This window comes from Roseibium aggregatum IAM 12614, assembly GCF_000168975.1.
Lineage (GTDB): Bacteria > Pseudomonadota > Alphaproteobacteria > Rhizobiales > Stappiaceae > Roseibium > Roseibium aggregatum.
On record NZ_AAUW01000006.1, the window covers coordinates 301805 to 317478 of the forward strand.

The 15674-nt window shown below is 60.6% G+C and carries 15 protein-coding genes; 9 read left to right on the forward strand and 6 right to left on the reverse strand.

Annotated elements, in window-relative coordinates:
- Positions 1–135 precede the first annotated feature (135 nt).
- Positions 136–348, reverse strand: a complete 213-nt coding sequence (locus SIAM614_RS10580; protein ID WP_006934329.1) for a cold-shock protein — start codon at positions 346–348, stop codon at positions 136–138.
- 383 nt (positions 349–731) lie between these two features.
- On the opposite strand from SIAM614_RS10580, the gene SIAM614_RS10585 reads away from it, so the two are divergent.
- A complete protein-coding gene (locus tag SIAM614_RS10585) occupies positions 732–1091 on the forward strand; it encodes a BA14K family protein (RefSeq protein ID WP_006934331.1) in 360 nt (119 codons plus the stop codon).
- Positions 1092–1238: 147 nt separating this feature from the next.
- Here SIAM614_RS10585 and SIAM614_RS10590 read toward each other — a convergent pair whose 3' ends face one another.
- The gene (locus tag SIAM614_RS10590; RefSeq protein ID WP_006934333.1) at positions 1239–1697 is read right to left on the reverse strand and encodes a YaiI/YqxD family protein; all 459 of its coding nucleotides are present in this window, start codon (positions 1695–1697) and stop codon (positions 1239–1241) included.
- Positions 1694–2947, reverse strand: coding sequence for a BaiN/RdsA family NAD(P)/FAD-dependent oxidoreductase (locus tag SIAM614_RS10595; RefSeq protein WP_006934335.1), 1254 nt, complete (start codon positions 2945–2947; stop codon positions 1694–1696). Before SIAM614_RS10595 ends, SIAM614_RS10590 begins: the two co-directional genes overlap by 4 nt.
- Before the next feature lie 175 nt (positions 2948–3122).
- On the opposite strand from SIAM614_RS10595, the gene SIAM614_RS10600 reads away from it, so the two are divergent.
- On the forward strand, positions 3123–4316 hold the full coding sequence (locus tag SIAM614_RS10600) for an HD domain-containing phosphohydrolase (RefSeq protein WP_006934336.1): 1194 nt from the start codon (positions 3123–3125) through the stop codon (positions 4314–4316).
- Positions 4317–4418: 102 nt separating this feature from the next.
- Here SIAM614_RS10600 and SIAM614_RS10605 read toward each other — a convergent pair whose 3' ends face one another.
- Both SIAM614_RS10605 and SIAM614_RS10610 read right to left on the reverse strand, forming a co-directional pair.
- Positions 4419–5207 (reverse strand): glycosyltransferase family 2 protein, encoded by a 789-nt coding sequence (locus SIAM614_RS10605; RefSeq protein ID WP_006934338.1) that lies wholly within the window; start codon positions 5205–5207, stop codon positions 4419–4421.
- Between the two features lie 89 nt (positions 5208–5296).
- Positions 5297–6967, reverse strand: coding sequence for an alpha-glucosidase family protein (locus tag SIAM614_RS10610; RefSeq protein ID WP_006934352.1), 1671 nt, complete (start codon positions 6965–6967; stop codon positions 5297–5299).
- Between the two features lie 574 nt (positions 6968–7541).
- Here SIAM614_RS10610 and SIAM614_RS10615 point away from each other — a divergent pair.
- Positions 7542–8708, forward strand: a complete 1167-nt coding sequence (locus SIAM614_RS10615) for an acetyl-CoA acetyltransferase (RefSeq protein ID WP_006934354.1) — start codon at positions 7542–7544, stop codon at positions 8706–8708.
- A gap of 93 nt (positions 8709–8801) precedes the next feature.
- The gene (locus SIAM614_RS10620; RefSeq protein WP_006934357.1) at positions 8802–9254 is read left to right on the forward strand and encodes a hypothetical protein; all 453 of its coding nucleotides are present in this window, start codon (positions 8802–8804) and stop codon (positions 9252–9254) included.
- Between the two features lie 188 nt (positions 9255–9442).
- Here the strand turns inward: SIAM614_RS10620 and SIAM614_RS10625 are convergent, their stop codons facing one another.
- Complete coding sequence (locus SIAM614_RS10625; RefSeq protein ID WP_157139782.1) at positions 9443–10537, reverse strand: hypothetical protein; 1095 nt, start codon at positions 10535–10537, stop codon at positions 9443–9445.
- 286 nt (positions 10538–10823) lie between these two features.
- On the opposite strand from SIAM614_RS10625, the gene cysG reads away from it, so the two are divergent.
- The 5 genes from cysG to SIAM614_RS10650 all read left to right on the forward strand — a co-directional run bounded on the left by cysG (position 10824) and on the right by SIAM614_RS10650 (position 15645).
- The gene (gene cysG, locus SIAM614_RS10630) at positions 10824–12287 is read left to right on the forward strand and encodes a siroheme synthase CysG (protein ID WP_006934361.1); all 1464 of its coding nucleotides are present in this window, start codon (positions 10824–10826) and stop codon (positions 12285–12287) included.
- A 21-nt stretch (positions 12288–12308) separates the two neighbouring features.
- A complete protein-coding gene (locus SIAM614_RS10635; protein WP_006934363.1) occupies positions 12309–12608 on the forward strand; it encodes a DUF2849 domain-containing protein in 300 nt (99 codons plus the stop codon).
- A gap of 62 nt (positions 12609–12670) precedes the next feature.
- The gene (locus tag SIAM614_RS10640) at positions 12671–14329 is read left to right on the forward strand and encodes a nitrite/sulfite reductase (RefSeq protein WP_006934364.1); all 1659 of its coding nucleotides are present in this window, start codon (positions 12671–12673) and stop codon (positions 14327–14329) included.
- Complete coding sequence (locus SIAM614_RS10645) at positions 14316–15077, forward strand: phosphoadenylyl-sulfate reductase (protein ID WP_006934365.1); 762 nt, start codon at positions 14316–14318, stop codon at positions 15075–15077. The genes SIAM614_RS10640 and SIAM614_RS10645 overlap by 14 nt, the downstream gene beginning before the upstream one ends.
- 34 nt (positions 15078–15111) lie before the next feature.
- A complete protein-coding gene (locus SIAM614_RS10650; protein ID WP_006934366.1) occupies positions 15112–15645 on the forward strand; it encodes a DUF934 domain-containing protein in 534 nt (177 codons plus the stop codon).
- Positions 15646–15674: the final 29 nt, after the last annotated feature.

The window sequence follows — 15674 nt, forward strand, 5'->3', positions numbered from 1 at the left end:
GCCACGCTGAGTGAGAGAAGATACTAGGCTTGGTTTAATCCTAAAAAAACAAACAAAAAACGGGGCCGAAAGGCCCCGTTTTTCTTAGGTCGATCCGCGCCAGCCGTCGGCAGACGGAGGCAGCAGTCTGATACCTTAGAGCAGTTCGAGCTGAGCAGCCTGCTTGCCGCGGCCGCGACGGTCGTCTTCGGCAACGAAGGAGATCTTCGCGCCTTCGACGGGCGTTCCGATACCGGCCTGCTCGAATGCGGTGATGTGGACGAACACGTCCTTGGAGCCGTTTTCCGGAGTGATGAAGCCGAAGCCACGGTCATGGTTGAAGAATTTAATGGTGCCGTTCTCGCGCATGGAGAAACCTTTCCGCTGGTTTGATGCGCCATCCCGTTTCCGGCTGGCGCGGATAAACGAGAAGTCAACAAGAAACGGAAAGCTTGGAAATTCAGAGCAGTGCTTGATGGAGCCCTGCCGAAGTCAGTCTAACCGGGTCTTTCGTCAGTCCCGTACGGCACAACGCGTACCGATGAGCAATAATGTAGGTCCAGCCGAGCCCTACGGCAAGCGAAAGATTTTTGCAGTGGTCAAACCGAGGCCACAAAGCCGGTAAATCGTGCTCAGGTGACAAAGTGACAGCATGTGACACCAGTCACAGAGCCCGACCGGGGGGCGGGTTAAGTTCGTTTCATGAGTTGAGGCGGACAGCAGGGCCTCACGAGACAGGAAGGGACACCGTCATGTTCAAGAAGTTCGTAGTTACCGCCTCCGCGCTGGCTCTTGTTGCCGGCGTTACCTTGACCTCTCAGGCAACGCCTGCCCATGCCGCCAAGGGCTGGCAGGTCGGTGTCGGTGTCGCCAGCGGCCTGGCCGCCGGTGCCATCCTGGGGTCGGCTCTTTCCCAGCCGCGTTATGTGGCTCCGCCGCCGGCCTATTACCCGGCCCCGCCGGCCTACTATCCGGCTCCGGCCCCGGTCGTCTACCGTCCGGCTCCCTGGAGCCCGGCCTGGTACAATTACTGCAGCCGCAAGTACCGCTCGTTCAATCCCAACACCGGTTACTTCCTGTCCTATTCCGGACAGTACCGCTTCTGCCAGTAAGGCAGTTTCCATCTTCGCCGGGCGCAACCGGCCTGAAAAGGCCACCGGCCACTCCCTGCAAGGTCCTCCTCCCACCTTGCAGGGAGTTTTTCGTTTGGGGGCCGTAATACGGCTGGCAGGCGTGATGGCCGGAAAGCAGCGGCACGCCTACTGGGGAGACAAGCGTTTTGCCGCGCGCATCGTGGTTTCAAGCTGATTGAGAAAGCGCGAGCGGTCGGCCTTGGAGAAGCCCGGGCCGCTTTCGCGGATCTCGCCGATTTCTCGCAGATGCGTGTTGAGGTCGCGCATGGCAAGGCGCATACCGATGGCATCCTCGCGGAACGGCTTGCCCGTCGGGCCGATGACAAGGGCGCCGGCCTTCACGCAGCGCGCCGCCAACGGCACGTCGGCAGTCACCACCACATCGCCTGCCACGGCGCGTTCGGCGATCCAGTTGTCGGCTTCGTCCGGCCCTTCGGGCACCACCACCCGTTCGATCAGGTCGCCTTCGGGAAGCCGCATCCAGCTGTTGGAGACGAATTTTATCTGCACATTGTGGCGCTCGCCGACGCGAACAGCTTCATCCTTGACCGGGCAGGCGTCTGCATCGATGTAGAGCACGGTCATGTTGCTTGTTCCTGTTCCGAGCTTTGAAGATAGGCCGCAATGCCCTCTGCCGCCCGGGCGCCCGTCGCAAAACAGGCCTGCAGCAGATAACCGCCCGTCGGTGCTTCCCAGTCCAGCATTTCACCGGCTGCAAAGACGCCGGGCAGCTTCCTGAGCATCATCCCGTCATTCAGTTCGTTCAGCGCAATGCCCCCGGCGGACGATATCGCCCGGTCAATGGAATAGGGGGCGTTCAGGATAACGGGAACGGACTTGATGCGCCGCGCAAGGCTTTCGGCCTCCGAAGGGATATCGCCGGTCTCGCGCAGCAGCGCCAGTTCCACCGGGCTCAGCCGCAGGACCTTCTTCAGGAAGGTGGCTGCGGACTGCTTGCCGCGGGGTCTTGAGAGCTTTGTGGCCAGTTCGTCCACCTTGAACTGTGGCCGCAGGTCAATTTCCAGTGTCGCCGAGCCGGTCCGGTTGATCGTCTCGCGCAGTTCTGCGGACAGCGCATAGACCGCGCCGCCCTCAAGCCCCTGCGCAGATACGACCGCTTCTCCAGGCACCTTCTTGCCCTCATGGGACAGGGCGATGCGCTTCAGCGGCGTGCCGGCGAAGCGTTCTTTCAGATAATCGCTCCAGCCGGTCTGAAAGCCGCAGTTTGCCGGTTGGAACCGGTTGATGCGGATGCCGCGCTCCTGCAGCATCGGCACCCATGCGGCGTCGGAGCCGAGTTTCGGCCAGCTCGCACCGCCCAGAGCCAGCAGGCAGGCGCGCACGGAAAAAGACTGCGTGCCGCCGTTTCCATCCGTCTTTTCCGCAGGATCTCCATTCGAAGTGGAGATCTGCAGCGGTCCATCTCCTTCGATGCTGCACAATGCGTGCCGCGCCAGAAGGCGGACGCCGTTTCCGTCAAGCCGGCGCAGCCAGGCGCGCAGCAGGGGAGAGGCCTTCATCGATTTTGGAAACACCCGGCCACTGCTACCGACAAAGGTTTCTTCGCCCAGCCCTTCGCACCAGCTTCGCAGCGCTTCTGGAGAAAGGTCGTTGATCATGGGCGCCAGAAAGAGGGCGGCCTGCCGGTAGCGTGCCAGGAAAGCGGTCAGGTCTTCGCTATGGGTCAGGTTCAGGCCACCGCGGCCAGCCATCAGGAATTTGCGCGCCGGCGAGGGCATGCGGTCGATCACCACAACGCGATACCCTTTTTGGGACAGGCGCTCCGCAGCAAAAAGACCGGCCGGGCCGGCACCGGCAATCAGGACGTCGAACATGCGGCCTTATAGTTCAAGGCGGGGCGCAAAGACCACACCGGATTTTCGTCGGGACGGTGTGTGAGAGTCGCCGATTTGCGCAAGTATTTGTTATTAGTCTCATGAGACTATCCTGGAGGGGGCGTACCTGCGGAAGTTTTTCTCGCAGGTCTGCTTCTTGAGAAAGGAGCCGTGAATGGAAAAAAACACGGACCTGGTAGTCGTTGCCGATCCGGATAAAGAGGTTCAGACGGGCTTTGAGCGCCTGTTTGGCACTCACATGAGGGTTGTATGCTTTTCCGAGACGGAAACTGCCCTGCAGTTTCTGAAGCAAAACCATGGCGCGGCAGTCGTTTTTTCCAGTTTTAATCTGCCCGGCCGTGGCGGCATCGCCTTTCTTCGCGCCGCCGAAACCATTGCCCCGCAAGCCGCGCGGGTCATGCTGACCCGGGAAACCTCGGCCGAGGCCATCAAGAAAACCCTCAATGAAGGCCACGCCTTCATGTATCTGGAAAAGCCCTGCAAGCCGACAGATCTGGCCAGCGCCATGGAAACGGCGCTCTCCCATCATATTCAGCTTGCCAAGGACCGGGCGCTGCTGGAGCGCACATTGGCCGGGTCGGTCAAGCTGCTCATCGATATGCTGGCACTGTTCCACCCGGAAGCCTTCCGCCGCACGACCACTGTCCGCAAACAGGCTTTGCGGCTGGCCAAGCGCCTTGGCATGAAAAAGACCTGGGAGCTGGAGATGTCGGTGATGCTGTCACCGCTGGGCGAAGCGTTGCTGCCGAAACAGATCATCGCCCGCTACCGTGCCGCCCGCAGCCTGACCGAGCAGGAGCGCAACATTCTGGACCGATCGCCAGTCCAGACAAGGGATCTGTTGAAGAATATTCCGCAATTGGAGAAAGTATCGGAATACCTGTTCCTGTCAGGCCGCGGCTTCGACGGGTCGGGTTTTCCAAAGGATGGGCCAACGGGCAAGGAAATCCCGATGATCGCCCGCATCCTCAAGCTCTTGACGGATCTTTGGTATGCAAGCCCGGAAAGCGGCCCGGACGCGGCCGCCTTCGAAGCTCTCACCATCAACAAGCGTAAATACGATCCGATGCTGCTGGATCTGGCCAGGGACACGTTGCTGGACAACGTTCCGGAAGAACGCAAGAAGCTCGTTGCCGAATGCTACATCCGCTCGCTGCGGCCAGGTGATGTGCTGATCGATGATGCCCTGACCGAAAACGGTCACGAACTGGTTCTGTCCCGCGGACATATGCTGACGCCAACCACCATCCGGCGGCTGGAGCATTTCAACCAGGCGGCAGGCGTGCGCCAGCCCATCCGGGTCGAGCGCCATTCCGCACCGGAAGAGGTTCTGAGCGACACGGCCTGAAGGGAGCAGTAAGACGGCAGCACTGTTATCGCGCACCTCACCTCCAACCCCTTCTCTCGGTTCAGACTGATGAGAGAGGGGACGGGTAATGGGGTGAAAACGTCAGTCTGTCTTCGACTTGTCCAGCAACTCGGCCTCATAGGCCTTCGCGACGCGAAGAAAGCGGGCGTGGGCATAGTTCATGGCCAGGATGAAGCCCCACCAGCCGTATTTGCGGTACTTGCGCACGAAATAGGCCTTGAAGAAGCTCACCGGAAATTCGGTCAGGAGGCGGCTGCTTGGTAACTTGCGGCCACGGGCGCGCATGTCGTCCACCTGCATGCCGGAATAGCGATTGTATTTGCCGACCTGAAAATCCAGTGACCGGATCGACCGGTGCGCCATGATGCCGGAGAGGTTCGAGATGCGCGCGCCTTCTTCCGGTCGCACCGTGTCATGCACGGTCGAAGCAGAAAACCGGCCCTTGCGCCGGTCGTAGAGGCGGATCTGATGATACCCGTAGGCCCAGGGGGCTGGGGTGGTTTCATGGGCATAAAGATCGCGGATCATGATGCGCCAGCCATCGGCGTCCGTGTAGCTGCCGTCTGCGAATTTGGTTTTGATTTCTGCAGCGAGGTCCGGCGTCACCTCTTCGTCGGCATCCAGATTGAGCAGCCAGTCATTGCGGCACAGGTCTTCGCCGAAACGCTTTTGCGGACCGTAACCGGGCCAATCGTTGTGAACGACCCGCGCCCCAAGTTTTTCGGCCACGGCCACCGTTTCGTCGGTCGACCCGCTGTCGATGACGATGACCTCGTCCACCCAGCCGATCACACTTTCGATCGGCCGGGCGATCCGGTCGGCCTCGTCACGGGCGATGATGAAAACGGAAAGGGGCAGGCGGTCGGTCATGAACGGTCCGGCTTTGCTTATGGGATGTGGCCGGAAAAGCTCCGGCGCGACTATTTAGCCGTGCCGGAGCCTGAATTGAAGGCGGGAAATCAGGATTTCACGCGGGCAAACAGTGCATCGAGGCCCTGAAGCGTAATCGTGGCACCTTCCAGCGTGCCACTGAAGCCCGGCGCTTCGAGGTTTTCCAACTCAAGTCCGTTCAAGGTGACGGTGGCCGGCTCGGCACCGAGGTTGAAGGCACACAGCACGGTTTCACCCTGATGGCTGCGGGTGAAGACCAGCGTGTTGTCCTGGCTGTCCAGAAACACCATGTCGCCTTTCTTCAGGGGCTCATGAGACTGCCGCCAGGCATAGAAGGCCCGGTTCCGGTTGAGGATGGAGGTTTCGTCCTTGTCCTGTTCGAAGGCAGCAAGGGCCAGATGGTCCTGGGGGACAGGAAGCCAGGGCTCGGCTTCGGAGAAGCCGGCGTTACCGTTGTCCTTCACCCAGGGCATCGGCGTCCGGCAGCCATCGCGGCCCTTGTATTCCGGCCAGAAACGGATGCCGTAAGGATCCTGCAACTTCTCGAACGGGACATCGGCCTGTGGCAGGCCCAGTTCCTCGCCCTGGTAAAGGCAGGGTGTGCCGCGCAACGAGGCGCAGAGGGCGGTCTCAAGCGGTGCGAACCGGGCAATGTCCAGATCCTCGCCCCAGCGGCTGGCGACCCGCTTTACGTCATGGTTCGACAGCGCCCAGGAGGCCCAGCCGGAGCCGATGCCGGCGTTCATCTCTTCCACGATCTTGCGGATGTAGGGCGCCGAATGCTGAGGCGTCAGCAGGTCGAAGCTGTAGGCCATGTGAATGCGCTTGCCGGCTTCCGTATAGGACGCCGTCAGTTCCACCGCCTGTCCGTCGGCGCCGATCTCGCCCACAGACGTTGCACCCGGATATTTGTCCAGGAGCGCCCGCAGTTTCTCCAGAAACCGCAGGTTTTCCGGCTGGGTCTTGTCGTAGAGGTGGTCCTGATAGCCATACGGGTTGGTCGGATCGACGGTGGACGGCATTTCAGCCGCGCTCAGGGGGGGATTGTCCCGAAGCTGCTTGTCGTGGAAATAGAAGTTCACCGTATCGAGGCGGAAACCGTCGACGCCCCGGTCGAGCCAGAACCTGGCAGCGCCCAGCACGGCGTCCTGAACCTCCGGGTTATGGAAGTTCAGATCCGGTTGGCTGGTCAGGAAATTATGCATGTAATACTGACACCGGCGGCTGTCCCATTCCCAGGCAGGGCCACCGAAGATCGACAGCCAGTTGGTCGGCACCGTGCCGTCCGGCTTGGCGTCGGCCCAGACGAACCAGTCGGCCTTGGCATTGTCCCGTGACGAGCGGCTCTCGACAAACCAGGGGTGCTGGTCGGAGGTGTGCGAAATCACCAGGTCGATGATCACCTTGAGGCCGCGTGCATGGGCGGCGGCCAGCATCCGGTCGAAATCGGCAAGCGTGCCGAACATCGGGTCGACATCTTCATAGTTGGAGACATCGTAACCGAAGTCGTCCATCGGCGAGGTGAAGAAAGGGGACAGCCAGATGGCGTCCACGCCCAGCGAAGCGATGTAGTCCATCCGCTCGCAGATGCCGTTCAGGTCGCCGATGCCATCGCCATTGGTGTCGTTGAAGGAGCGCGGATAGATCTGATAGATCACCGCCCCACGCCACCAATCCGGGTCTTTGATCATGTTTGCTGGCACATCAGCCTCCAGGCCCGTTTCGGCTTCTTCGAACATTGCCGGTTGTCTCCGTTCCGCTTCTGAGGCGGTCTTATGGGGTTTCAAAGCGCTTTGAATGGCTATATCCAGCGCCTTCTCAGGTCAAGTGAACAGTCATGAAAAAGTCCTGCGGCAATCGCTTTCGGTAAGCGATGTGTGAATTGCGTCGCACCTGGGTATCAGGACGCAAAGAGCACATGCAAAAAACCGGCCCTGCGAGGCAGGACCGGTTGAGCGACTGAAAAGGAACGAAAAAGGATTTTGTCCGGAACGCGTTCTTCCTATACCGCTTAAGTGACAGGCATATGACCGTCTGCCTCGCCTTCTCGGCAAAACGGGTAAAGCCGCACCATGCCGGCCAGAGCCGCCGGCGACCGCTTCATCTCTTTGGACTAATGCAATTAAGTTCATGAAGTAAAAGAAGAAAAAATTTTGTTATGACGTTTAGGTCAGTTTCTTCTTGCAAAGCAACATGGAAGCTGGAACTGTCCAGGCACGCAGAACTTACGTAAGATGGAGGAGCTCCGGTCTGGACCAGCGGTCCGGCGGAAATCCTTATCAATCTTGCAGGCATGAACCTGGAGGAAGTGTCATGACGGCAGCCATGGTGGGTTGGGCACACATGCCCTTCGGCAAGCATTCGGAAGAGACGGTTGAAAGCATGATCGTCAAGGTGGCGGTCGATGCCATCAAGGACGCCGGCATCGAGCCGGGGGATGTCGACGAGATTTTGCTGGGTCATTTCAATGCCGGCTTCTCGGCACAGGACTTTACCGCGTCGCTGGTGCTGCAGGCCGACCCGGCCCTGCGCTTCAAACCGGCAACCCGTGTCGAAAACGCCTGTGCCACCGGCTCTGCCGCCGTGCATCAGGGCGTACGTGCCATTGCATCGGGCGACGCCCGCTTCGTGCTTGTCGTCGGTGTCGAGCAGATGACTACGACCCCCGGACCTGAAATCGGCAAGAACCTGCTGAAGGCCTCCTACTTGAAGGAAGAAGGGGATATCCCGGCAGGTTTCGCCGGTGTCTTCGGCAAGATCGCCGATGCCTATTTCCAGAAGTATGGCGACCAGTCCGATGCTCTGGCCAGGATCGCGGCGAAGAACCACAAGAACGGTGTCGGCAACCCCTACGCCCAGATGCGCAAGGATCTCGGTTTCGACTTCTGCCGCGCAGAGTCTGAAAAGAACCCGTTTGTCGCCGGCCCGCTGAAGCGCACCGACTGCTCGCTGGTGTCCGACGGTGCCGCCGCCCTGGTCCTGACCGATCCGGCAACGGCACTCGGCATGAAAAAGGCCGTTGCCTTCCGCGCGCATGCCCATGTCCAGGATTTCCTGCCGATGTCGAAGCGCGACATCCTGAAGTTTGAAGGCTGTTCCAAGGCCTGGGGCCAGGCACTCGGCGATGCCAACCTGGCGCTGGATGACCTCTCCTTCGTCGAGACCCACGACTGTTTCACCATTGCAGAGCTGATCGAATATGAAGCCATGGGCCTGACCAGGGAAGGCGAGGGTGCCCGCGCCGTGCTGGAAGGCTGGACGGAAATGGGCGGCAAACTGCCGGTCAACCCGTCTGGCGGTTTGAAGGCCAAAGGCCATCCGATTGGCGCCACCGGTGTCTCCATGCACGTGCTCACTGCCATGCAGCTGACAGGCACCGCCGGTGAAATCCAGGTGAAGAACGCCGAAATCGGCGGCATCTTCAATATGGGTGGCGCTGCGGTGGCGAACTTCGTGTCCGTGATGCAGGCGATGAAGTAGTCTTGTAACGAACAGGAAGTGCAATTAGCTTGCGATGGACGGATCGGCCGCAGCCGATCCGTCCATTCTTGTTTTAGTCTCTATAAAAATCTCATGGCAAAAGACTTATTCAACAGTTTATTTTATGTGGCGGTATTATATTTCGCCGGTGCATTTACAATGCTGCAGGGATACCCGCCCTTTTACAAAGAATCCAATTCGATTTTCGCCTTTAACTCCCCGAATAAAGATGAATTTCTAGAGGGAATGCAATTTGTGTTGGTTGCCTCTGGAGTTGTTCTAGCCACGGTTTTTCTGAGTTGGTTGACCGGCTTAAACGTTTTTCTGGCCCTCTCCCCCGGTTGCCTCTGCGGCGGCTGGTCCATTCGCTCAAAATTGAAACGGACGACTGACGGGCCTCTGCCCTGGGTCGCGGTCTACACGGCATCACCACTGCTGTTCCCGCTGTTCGATCGCGGGCCGATGCTGCTGTTCGACATCTGGACACTGGCCGTCACGGGCGTCTTCGGGTTTCCCCTAGTCGCGATTGCCTTCATGAAAGGGTGAGGCGGGGCGAGGGTTTTCGTGTTTCCGGACTGCCACACCTATTCGAAGCGGAGCAGATGGCCGGGATTCGGCAAATTGGTCGTTACGCAGCACAGTGACTGATGTGACTCCTGACTACCCACTTACGCAGGGATGGCAACAGCGGAAATGCGTTTGCAGTGCCAACCTGCAGTGTCAACCCGTGAGGATTACTGCGCCGCGCTTGCAACTGCTGAATAAAGGTCCTCGTCCGTCAGTTCAGGCGGAGAGACCGGTGCGCCGCCGCCTTCGCCTACATAGGTATCCGCGACACCGTAGATGAAGACCCCGCCCGCCTTGCGTGGAACGATGGCGACGCGTTCGATCAACTGGAAGTCGTCTGCTTCGCAATTGGCATAGCTTGTGTAGATCGCTTTCCCGTTCTCGTTGATCCGTTCCGAACTGGAGGAAAACCGGCCTTCTGTGCAAGCCTTCTGGCTGTCGGCGACAACAATCGCCATCAGCTCTTCTTCCGATTGGTAGCTGCCCACCGGGAAGATATGCGCCACAAGTGTTCGGGCATCGTCGGCGGCAACCGCGTACAAGCCGTTGAGGTCTTCCTCGCGCTGGCCGTCCGGGATCAGCTTCAGCCCGGAAATGCCCGCACTGCCCATCAGGTTGAACAGAGCCTGGGTGGCTTCGATGGCAAGTTGCGGATCGGCAGCCGCGCTGGTGGCCGGTGTGCTTTCATTGGCCGGTGCCGAATTGCCTAGGCCGCCTTGCGGGCTGGCTGCGGCGGTTGTGCCTGTGCCGGGTGCTGCGCCGTGGCGGGCAATGTTGCGTTCAACGCATTTGGCAAGGCGGGCCATCAGGCGGGATGTTCCAGTCAGGCGGAACTGATAATCATAGGTACCGTCCCGCACATACAGGGTCCGGCCGCGTCGGAACCGGGTAATGATATAGCCGCCTTGCGGCATCTGCATGCGGGCCAGGTCCTTGGACGTTGCCTTGGCAACCCCGCTCTGCCACGCGCCCCGGTCGATGCGGTACTGAAGCGGAATATCCGCGCCCACCTTCATGTTCCAGTGCGGGGCTGAAAAGCCGATGGCCCAGTTGTAGGTGGTGTCGACCTGCACATACAGCGTGATGCCGCTTCGGTAGTTTGCCGATGCGACACAGGTCGTAAACGCGCCGGTCTGATCGTCCGTAAAGGCGCTGCCGTTCCAGCTGCCGATGCGGAAACTGTCGACGACGGCAGCTTGACCAGATCCGAAGCTGCCGAGGAGCAGGAAACCTGCGGCAACCAATGAGTGAACAACACGCATCATACCCCCCTGATGCCACAGCGGCCGGTGCCAGCCGCTTGGAAAGGCTATGTGATTTCCTCTGCGGCAGCAAGAAAGACGCTCGCTGACCGAAAGCCATCCTACCTTTTGGTTTTCGATTTATTGCGGCTGTCCCGGTGAGAGCACCGGGAATTGAAATTGGTCAAAACAGACGATTGCAAAAAACTATTCCGCTTCTGTTTCCAGCTTTGAAATCCGGTGCCCGGCGCTGGGCCGGGCTGCCGATTACATTAAGTCCATCAAACTGGGACTGGAGACCCTGAAGATGGCAAGCCGCGGTGGCGACACTCTGAAAACACTGAAAAAGCCGGAAGACCGGCTCGATGTGTTTCCGGCCTTCATGAAGGTGGCCGGCCGGCGTGTGCTCGTTGTGGGTCACGGCGGCGAAGCTGCTGCAAAAGTCCGTCTCCTGGGGGAAACCAATGCCCGGATCGTGGTCGTTTCCAGAACCATCGAACCGGACCTGCAGGATGCTGTCACCCGGTTCGAAGCCGAGCATGTTGCCGAAGATTTCCAGCCCGCTCACCTGAACGGCGCTGCGCTGGTGTTTTCCGCCCGTGAAGACTGGGATCTCGACAAGGCGGTTGTTGATGCGGCCCGCGCGGCGGGTGTTCCGGTCAATGCCGTCGACAAGCCGGAGCTTTGTGACTTCTATACCGGCGCCCTGGTCAATCGTGCCCCGATTGCCGTGGCGATCACGTCGACCGGCGTCGGGCCGGTGCTCTCGCGCCACATTCGTGCGCGCATCGAAGCCATGCTGCCGCGTTCCACCGGTGAGTTGGCGCGCCTCGCGGAAAGCTTCCGCGACGCCGCCACCAAGGTGATCCGCGATGGCGGCCTGCGCCGCAGCTTCTGGGCGCGCTTCTTCTCCGGTTCGGTCGCCACCAATCTCTATGCCGGCAAGGCTGATGTTGCCCGCTCCGAAGCGCAGCGTTTGCTGAATTCGATGGCGGACGAGCCGGGGTTTGTCTGGCTGGTCGGGGCAGGTCCGGGGGCGGAAGACCTGTTGACCCTGCGCGCACAGCGCCTGCTGCAGGAAGCCGACGTCATCGTTCATGATGCGCTTGTGCCGGCCAATGTCGTTGCCATGGGCCGCCGCGACGCGGAACGTATTTCCGTCGGCAAGCGCAAGGGCGCTCATTCCGTGCCGCAGTCCGAGATCTGCGAGCTCCTTGTCGAGCTTGGCCGCAAGGGGCTGAAAGTTGTGCGCCTGAAAGCGGGCGACCCGATGATCTTCGGCCGCGCTGCGGAAGAAATGGAAGCCCTGCGCGAAGCGGGCATCGGCTTTGAAATTGTTCCCGGCGTCACAGCAGCCTTCGCTGCGGCAGCTTCGGCCCAGATCCCGCTCACATTGCGGGGTGTCGCCTCCAACCTGGTTTTCGCGACCGGCCACAATGCCAGGTCCGAAACCCTGCCGGACTGGGCCGGTCTCGCGCTCAAGGGCGCGACGGTGGCTGTCTATATGGGCCGCTCCGTGGCTGCCGCCGTTGCCGCCAAGATGATCGGCGCGGGTCTGAAACCTGAAACACCGGTTGCCGTGATCGAGAATGCGGCACACCCGGACGAACGCCAATTTGCCGGAACCCTGTCCGAACTTGCGGTTCTGGAGAACCGCGCGGAGATCGACGGACCGGTTCTGATCGTGATCGGCGAGGCCGTGGGCCATGCCGCTATGGACAAGGCCGAACCCCTGGCGCCGCAGCTTGCCGCCCGGGTCGTTGCCGCCTGAACTTGAAGAGAGTGGACGCACATGAAAGTCATCACCGCCAACCGCCTTCTGAACGGCGATGTCGTCTGGCTCGCGGAAAACGGGTCCTGGGTCGAGCGTATTGCCCTGGCAAAGGTCTATGACGGCAAGGAAGCCGTTGCCGCGGCCCTGGCAGAAGGCCTTGAGGCCGAAAAGAATCAGAAAGTCGTCGGCGTCTACGAGATGGACGTGACCGTCGAGGACGGCGTCATCGTTCCGGTGCGCCTGCGCGAGAAGATCCGGGCAACCGGCCCGACCACCCACCCGGAACTGGGCAAGCAGGCCCAGGCGGTTTCCGCCTGAAACAACAATGAAGGGCAGGGCAGCGCCTTCCACGGCAGCGCCCGCTGAGGAGAGATTGAGACATGTACCGTTACGACGAATTTGATGCGAGTTTCGTGAACCAGCGCACCGAGCAGTTCAAGGATCAGGTCCGCCGCCGTCTGGCCGGCGAACTTTCCGAGGACGAGTTCAAGCCGCTGCGCCTGATGAACGGTCTCTATCTGCAGCTCCATGCCTACATGCTGCGTGTCGCGATTCCCTACGGCACGCTCAACGGCCGGCAGATGCGCAAGCTTGCGCATATCGCCCGCACCTACGACCAGAACTACGGCCACTTCACCACGCGCCAGAACATCCAGTTCAACTGGCCGAAACTGGAAGACACGCCGAAGATCCTGGAAGAACTGGCCGAAGTCGAGATGCACGCCATCCAGACGTCCGGCAACTGCATTCGCAACGTGACCGCGGACCATTTCGCCGGTGCCGCCGCCGACGAGATCGCCGACCCGCGTCCCTATGCGGAAATCCTGCGTCAGTGGTCGTCGCTGCATCCGGAATTCTCGTTCCTGCCGCGCAAGTTCAAGATCGCCATCACCGGCGCCCCGAACGATCGGGCCGCCGTGCAGGTGCACGACATCGGCTTGCAGCTCGCACGCAACGAGGAAGGCGAGATCGGTTTCGTCGTGTTCGTCGGTGGCGGTCTCGGCCGTACGCCGATGATCGGCCGCAAGGTGCGCGACTTCCTTCCCGAGGAAGATCTGCTTGCCTACTCGGAAGCGATCCTGCGCGTCTATAACCGCTACGGCCGCCGCGACAACAAGTACAAGGCCCGCATCAAGATCCTGGTTCATGAAACCGGGCTGGACGAACTGAAGGCGGATATCGAGGCCGAATTCGAAAAGATCCGCTTCGGGGTCCTGCGCCTGCCGGACGAGGAAGTGCGCCGCATCGAAGCCTATTTCGCACCGCCCCCGCTGGAAGTGGGCAATCCGACCTCGGCTGCCGTTGAGGCCCGCAAGGCAACGGATGCGGCTTTCGCCCAGTTCGTGGCTCATAATCTCAACCCGCACCGGGTGCCGGGCTACACTTCCGTCACCCTGTCGATGAAGCCGATCGGCGGCATCCCGGGCGATGCGTCGGACAAGCAGATGGACGTGATCGCGGACCTGGCCGAAAAATACGGTCATGACGAGATCCGTATCAGCCACGAGCAGAACGTGATCCTTCCGCATGTGAAGCTGGATGACCTGCCGGCGCTGTTCGACCATCTGGTGGCAGCGGAGATCGCAGAAGGCAATGCTGGTCTTATCACCGACATCATCGCCTGCCCGGGCATGGACTACTGCGCCCTGGCAACCGCCCGCTCCATTCCGGTGGCTCAGCGGATCTCCGAACGTTTCGGTGCTGCGGAACGGCAGGCGGAAATCGGCGAGCTGAAGATCAAGATCTCCGGCTGCATCAACGCCTGTGGCCACCACCACGTCGGCCACATCGGCATTCTCGGCCTGGAGAAGAAGGGCGAGGAGTTCTATCAGGTGACGCTTGGCGGCTCCGCCAACGAAAACGCGTCCATTGGTGAAATCGTCGGCCGCGGCTTCTCGTCAGAAGAAGTGGTCGATGCCATCGAGAAGCTGGTCGATACCTATCTCGGCCTGCGGACCGGCAAAGAAGAGACCTTCCTGGAAGCCTATCGCCGGGTCGGGGAGGATCCCTTCAAGGAGGCCCTTTATGGCGCTGCATGAAACATTCAGCCTGGGTGCTGATCCGGAATTGGGCTTGCAGGCGGAAGTCGCCGCCCTCAATGCCCAGTTCGAGGACGCTACCGCGGACGACGTTCTGAGAGCGGCCATCCGTCACCAGTTTGCCGGTGGCATTGCCATGGTCTCCAGCTTCGGCGCAGATTCCGCCGTGCTGTTGCACATGGTCGCCCAGATCGATCCGTCGACACCGGTGATCTTCATCGACACGGTCAAGCTGTTTCCGGCAACGCTGCTGTATCGGGACGAACTGATCGAGAAACTGGGCCTGACCGATGTTCGCACCCAGAAGCCCAACAAGGACGAACTGTCCAAGGAAGATCCAGCTGGCATGCTCTGGATGAGCGACACCGACGCCTGCTGTCACATCCGCAAGGTGGTGCCGCTGGCCGAGGCTCTGAACGGGTTCGAAGCCTGGATATCCGGCCGCAAGCGGTTCCAGAGCGCGAGCCGCTCCAGCCTGGAGTTCTTCGAGATCGACGAAGGTCGCGTGAAGGTCAATCCGCTTGCGGACTGGACGGCGGCCGAAATTCTGGATTATGCCAAGACCCACGATTTGCCGCCGCATCCGCTGGTCGCACAAGGCTACCCCTCCATCGGCTGCCTGCCCTGCACCAGCAAGGTTGCCCCCGGTGAGGACCCGCGGTCCGGACGGTGGCGTGACCAGGACAAGACGGAATGCGGCATTCACTGGCCGACCCATGGCAAGGAAGTTGACGGCAGCGGTATCTGACCGCTGCCGGTAAAGGATTTTGAGGACGCAAAGAATGGCAACGATTTTCAAGGACGGCGATTTCGTCGAAGAAACCTGGGTACGGGCGGACACGGAAACCGTCACTGCAGTCCAAGGCGACGCGCTTGTGCCGATGACCGTGTTTCTGGTCGAGCCCGATGCGTTTCTGGCCCGTGACGGCAAGACCGCTGTCATCATTGAAGCCGGGGACGATGTCGAGCTGATTGAAAAATACCTCGACCGGCTGGCCCTGGTTGCCGTCGACTTCCCGAGCTTCTCCGATGGTCGCGGCTTCTCCGCAGCCCGAATCCTGCGTGAGCAGATCGGCTACAAGGGCGATATCCGGGCAATCGGCAAATACATTCTCGACCAGGTGCCGCTGGCGCGCCGCTGCGGCGTGTCGACCTTCGAGATTTCCAAACCGGAAGTCCTGAAGGCCCTGAAAGCCGGTGAATGGCCCGAAGTGACCAAATACCTGCAGCCGGTCGGCACCGTCGATGAAATTCCGGAAGGCACCCGCCCCTGGGCACGCCGCTCCCACCGGGATCTGGCGGTCGCTGCGGAATAATCAGCACGAGCCTGTCTGGCCGTGACGGC

Coding starts and splice junctions, on each gene's coding strand:
- SIAM614_RS10580 (WP_006934329.1), bottom strand. CDS start 348: ATGCGCGAGAACGGCACCATTAAATTCTTCAACCATGACCGTGGCTTC.
- SIAM614_RS10585 (WP_006934331.1), top strand. CDS start 732: ATGTTCAAGAAGTTCGTAGTTACCGCCTCCGCGCTGGCTCTTGTTGCC.
- SIAM614_RS10590 (WP_006934333.1), bottom strand. CDS start 1,697: ATGACCGTGCTCTACATCGATGCAGACGCCTGCCCGGTCAAGGATGAA.
- SIAM614_RS10595 (WP_006934335.1), bottom strand. CDS start 2,947: ATGTTCGACGTCCTGATTGCCGGTGCCGGCCCGGCCGGTCTTTTTGCT.
- SIAM614_RS10600 (WP_006934336.1), top strand. CDS start 3,123: ATGGAAAAAAACACGGACCTGGTAGTCGTTGCCGATCCGGATAAAGAG.
- SIAM614_RS10605 (WP_006934338.1), bottom strand. CDS start 5,207: ATGACCGACCGCCTGCCCCTTTCCGTTTTCATCATCGCCCGTGACGAG.
- SIAM614_RS10610 (WP_006934352.1), bottom strand. CDS start 6,967: ATGTTCGAAGAAGCCGAAACGGGCCTGGAGGCTGATGTGCCAGCAAAC.
- SIAM614_RS10615 (WP_006934354.1), top strand. CDS start 7,542: ATGACGGCAGCCATGGTGGGTTGGGCACACATGCCCTTCGGCAAGCAT.
- SIAM614_RS10620 (WP_006934357.1), top strand. CDS start 8,802: ATGGCAAAAGACTTATTCAACAGTTTATTTTATGTGGCGGTATTATAT.
- SIAM614_RS10625 (WP_157139782.1), bottom strand. CDS start 10,537: ATGCGTGTTGTTCACTCATTGGTTGCCGCAGGTTTCCTGCTCCTCGGC.
- cysG (WP_006934361.1), top strand. CDS start 10,824: ATGGCAAGCCGCGGTGGCGACACTCTGAAAACACTGAAAAAGCCGGAA.
- SIAM614_RS10635 (WP_006934363.1), top strand. CDS start 12,309: ATGAAAGTCATCACCGCCAACCGCCTTCTGAACGGCGATGTCGTCTGG.
- SIAM614_RS10640 (WP_006934364.1), top strand. CDS start 12,671: ATGTACCGTTACGACGAATTTGATGCGAGTTTCGTGAACCAGCGCACC.
- SIAM614_RS10645 (WP_006934365.1), top strand. CDS start 14,316: ATGGCGCTGCATGAAACATTCAGCCTGGGTGCTGATCCGGAATTGGGC.
- SIAM614_RS10650 (WP_006934366.1), top strand. CDS start 15,112: ATGGCAACGATTTTCAAGGACGGCGATTTCGTCGAAGAAACCTGGGTA.